The sequence below is a fragment of the Hymenobacter profundi genome (assembly GCF_019334315.1).
Taxonomy (GTDB): Bacteria; Bacteroidota; Bacteroidia; order Cytophagales; family Hymenobacteraceae; genus Hymenobacter; species Hymenobacter profundi.
This window is the reverse complement of sequence record NZ_JAHWGL010000184.1, coordinates 1-3,470: the sequence shown is the minus strand read 5'-3', so window position 1 is coordinate 3,470 and position 3,470 is coordinate 1. Positions and strand designations below refer to the sequence as shown.

Sequence of the window (3,470 nt, the reverse complement as noted above, 5' to 3'; positions counted from 1 at the left end):
TGAAGTCAGAAGGCCGCTTGTCGTAAAAATTGCCTGTCATTCTCTAATTGTCATCCTGAGCTTGCGAAGGACCTTATTACGTTAGAACGATGGTCATAACAACGACTCGTTCAGGCGTGATAAGGTCCTTCGCAAGCTCAGGATGACAACTAGAGAATGACAGGCAATTTACAGTTTCACTATTCCACCACATGCTCGCTACCTACCCTTACCACGGCCGCACATACTCTTTCGACCCTAGCGCGCCGTTGGATGTTTCCCTCCCCTTGGCGCCTGGCCTAGAGCAGGTGAACTGTTTCTGGGCCGAGCCGGTGGAGGTAGAAACCATCCGAGTAGGCGATTTTGTAGGCAGCGTAGCCGAAGGGGGTAGCACCAACTATAAGCGCGTACACCTCACGCCCCATGGCAACGGCACGCATACGGAGTGTTACGGCCATATCTCGGCCGAGCCGGATGCATTACTCAGCAATTGCTTACGCCGCTTTCTGTTTGTGGCCCGGCTGGTATCGGTGCAGCCGCGCCCTCTACCCAACGGCGACCAGGTAGTGCTGCTGGCCGACGTGCAGCGCGAGTTGGAGAAAGGCCCCGACGCAGCCATCATGCCCGAGGCGCTTGTATTGCGCACCTTGCCCAACCATCGGGCAAAGCGTACTCGTCATTACTCTGGCACCAACCCTACCTATCTGGAGCCTGCCTTAGCACACTACTTAGCCGAGCGCCACACAGAGCATCTATTAGTAGACTTGCCCAGCGTAGACCGCGAAGAGGATGGCGGCCAGTTACTGGCCCACCATGCCTTTTGGCAGTATCCTCACGCTACGCGGCATACGGCCACCATCACGGAACTGATCTTTGTGCCCGATGCGGTGGAGGATGGCCTCTACCTACTCAATCTGCAAATTACAAGTCTGGTGCTGGACGCCAGTCCCAGCAAACCCATCCTCTACGCACTTTTGAAATAGCACTTGGTAAGCCCACAATGCGCAAAGGGGCCATCCGTGTGGATGGCCCCTTTGAGTATAATCAACTGTTACTACCTATTCGGCAGCAGCGGCGTTGGCCGAAGTGGTTACTTCCGAAGCAACTACCTCACCAGGAACAACCGATACGAACGAACGGTCGCCACGGCCCTTGCGGAACTGTACCGTGCCGTCGATCATAGCGAACAGGGTGTGGTCCTTGCCGATACCCACGTTCTGGCCGGGGTGGTGCTTGGTACCACGCTGACGCACGATGATATTGCCGGAGATGATGCTCTGACCACCGTAGATTTTCACGCCAAGGCGCTTGCTATGCGATTCGCGGCCGTTGTTAGACGAGCCGACACCTTTCTTGTGTGCCATGTTTTTTTAAGCTTTTAGCTAGTGGCTGTAGGCCGTTAGCTTTCTGTGTAAAGCGCAAGCTAGTCAAATTGCCTGCTAACGGCTAAAAGCCATCAGCTAACAGCTATTGAAAAACTAGCCGATGCTGTTGATTTGTACTTTGGTGTAGTCCTGACGGTGACCGTTCAACTTGCGGTGACCTTTACGACGCTTCTTCTTGAATACCAATACTTTGTCGCTCTTTACGTGCGCCAGGATGGTACCCGTTACTTTCACGTCCAGGGTGGGAGCACCAATGGAGATGGTGCCGTTATCATCGGTCAGCAGGGCATTGCCCAGCTCTACCGAGTCGCCGACGTTGCCAGCCAGCTTGTGGGTGTAAACGAACTTGTCGGCTTCGACCTTGGTCTGCTTGCCAGCTATATCGACGATTGCGTACATCAGTGTCTTCGCGGTTTCTGAAAAATGGAAGGCAAAAGTACGCCGTTAAATTCATAATTGCAAGCCTAACTCGCTAATCTTCATTTACTCGCCTTTTGCCAGCGCTCCTTTTTACCCGGTCGTTATGTGTAAACCTTCTATTAAGGAACACGCGAATACGAATTTTGTGGATAAACTACATTGTCCACACTCAAAATGTGGATAACTATTCTCTATTTGATAAGATTGGCTTTTTTCACCATCCCATTTTGAGAAAAACGCTCATCAGTTGAAATAGACCATACTAAAAAATTAACATACAAAAAATAACGTTCCACGGCCCGGTTCGGAAGCAGGTCGCCTATCTTTGAAGAAATGGTAAGTGCCCCACTCACCATTTTTGCAACAACCTTGTGCTTTTTGGCGTGTTGCATTACCGACCAGCTTGGCTGGTATTGTATCCTTACTCTGCTACTACTTACTTCAGCTTATGGAACCCTTACTGACCGAAAATCCCAACCGTTTCGTGCTGTTTCCCATTCAGCACAACGATATGTGGCAGATGTACAAGCAGGCAGAAGCCTCGTTTTGGACTGCCGAGGAAATTGACCTGGGTCAAGACCAAAAGGACTGGGATAATTTGAATGATGGCGAGCGGCACTTCATCTCTCACGTGCTGGCCTTCTTCGCCGCTTCCGACGGCATCGTAAACGAAAACCTGGCCGTCAACTTCATGCAGGAAGTGCAATCGGCAGAGGCGCGCTGCTTCTATGGCTTCCAGGTGATGATGGAAAACATCCACTCCGAAACCTACTCGCTGCTGATTGACACCTACGTGAAAAATCCGCAGGAAAAAGACCGCCTGTTCAACGCCTTAGAAACTGTGCCGTGCGTGAAGAAGAAGGGTGACTGGGCCATCAAATGGATCAACTCCGAGAATTTCACCGAGCGCCTGATTGCCTTTGCGGCCGTGGAAGGCATCTTCTTCTCGGGCTCGTTCTGCTCTATTTTCTGGTTGAAAAAGCGTGGTTTGATGCCCGGCCTGACCTTCAGCAACGAGCTGATTTCGCGCGACGAAGGCCTGCACTGCGACTTCGCCTGCTTGCTCTACCGTGACCACCTCAACAACAAGCTGCCTGAGGCCCGCGTGCAGGAAATCATCCGCGACGCGGTGAGCATTGAGCAGGAGTTCGTGACCGACGCCTTACCCGTCAACCTGATTGGTATGAACTCCACTACCATGTCGCAGTACATCGAGTTTGTGGCCGACCGCCTGCTGGTGGCGTTGGGCTGCGGCAAGATCTACAACGCCACCAACCCCTTCGATTTCATGGAGATGATTTCGTTGCAGGGTAAGACTAACTTCTTCGAGAAGCGCGTGGCTGAATACCAGAAAGCCGGCGTGATGAGCGAGCGAAACGACAACGTTTTCTCGCTGGACGAGGATTTTTAATTCTAGCTATTCCTGCCCTAGCTAATAGCTGCTATTAGGCAACTTTTTTCGCCTGTCATCCTGAGCGGAGCGAAGGACCTTCTCACGGTAGAACGAGTCGTTGGTACGATGGTTTTTCTACTGTGAGAAGGTCCTTCGCTCCGCTCAGGATGACAGGCGTTTTTTGTGCCTACCCTACCCTACCCTACCCTTCCCTTCCCCTTCCCTTCCCTTCCCTTCCCTTCCCTTCCCTTCCCTTCCCTTCCCTTCCCTTCCCTTCCCTTCCCTTCCCTTCC

Annotated in this window: 5 protein-coding genes; 2 read left to right on the top strand and 3 right to left on the bottom strand. The window is 52.2% G+C overall.

Annotated features, from left to right (window positions below; genetic code table 11):
* The first annotated feature begins 191 nt into the window (after positions 1 to 191).
* On the top strand, positions 192 to 962 hold the full coding sequence (locus KYK14_RS21705) for a cyclase family protein (RefSeq protein ID WP_219161743.1): 771 nt from the start codon (positions 192 to 194) through the stop codon (positions 960 to 962).
* A 75-nt stretch (positions 963 to 1,037) separates the two neighbouring features.
* Here the strand turns inward: KYK14_RS21705 and rpmA are convergent, their stop codons facing one another.
* The 3 genes from rpmA to KYK14_RS21690 all read right to left on the bottom strand — a co-directional run bounded on the left by rpmA (position 1,038) and on the right by KYK14_RS21690 (position 2,176).
* A complete protein-coding gene (gene rpmA, locus KYK14_RS21700; protein ID WP_185281620.1) occupies positions 1,038 to 1,343 on the bottom strand; it encodes a 50S ribosomal protein L27 in 306 nt (101 codons plus the stop codon).
* A 114-nt stretch (positions 1,344 to 1,457) separates the two neighbouring features.
* The gene (gene rplU / locus KYK14_RS21695; protein WP_185281621.1) at positions 1,458 to 1,763 is read right to left on the bottom strand and encodes a 50S ribosomal protein L21; all 306 of its coding nucleotides are present in this window, start codon (positions 1,761 to 1,763) and stop codon (positions 1,458 to 1,460) included.
* 212 nt (positions 1,764 to 1,975) lie between these two features.
* Positions 1,976 to 2,176 (bottom strand): hypothetical protein, encoded by a 201-nt coding sequence (locus KYK14_RS21690; protein WP_219161742.1) that lies wholly within the window; start codon positions 2,174 to 2,176, stop codon positions 1,976 to 1,978.
* A 56-nt stretch (positions 2,177 to 2,232) separates the two neighbouring features.
* On the opposite strand from KYK14_RS21690, the gene KYK14_RS21685 reads away from it, so the two are divergent.
* The gene (locus KYK14_RS21685; protein ID WP_185281623.1) at positions 2,233 to 3,195 is read left to right on the top strand and encodes a ribonucleoside-diphosphate reductase small subunit; all 963 of its coding nucleotides are present in this window, start codon (positions 2,233 to 2,235) and stop codon (positions 3,193 to 3,195) included.
* Positions 3,196 to 3,470 lie beyond the last annotated feature (275 nt).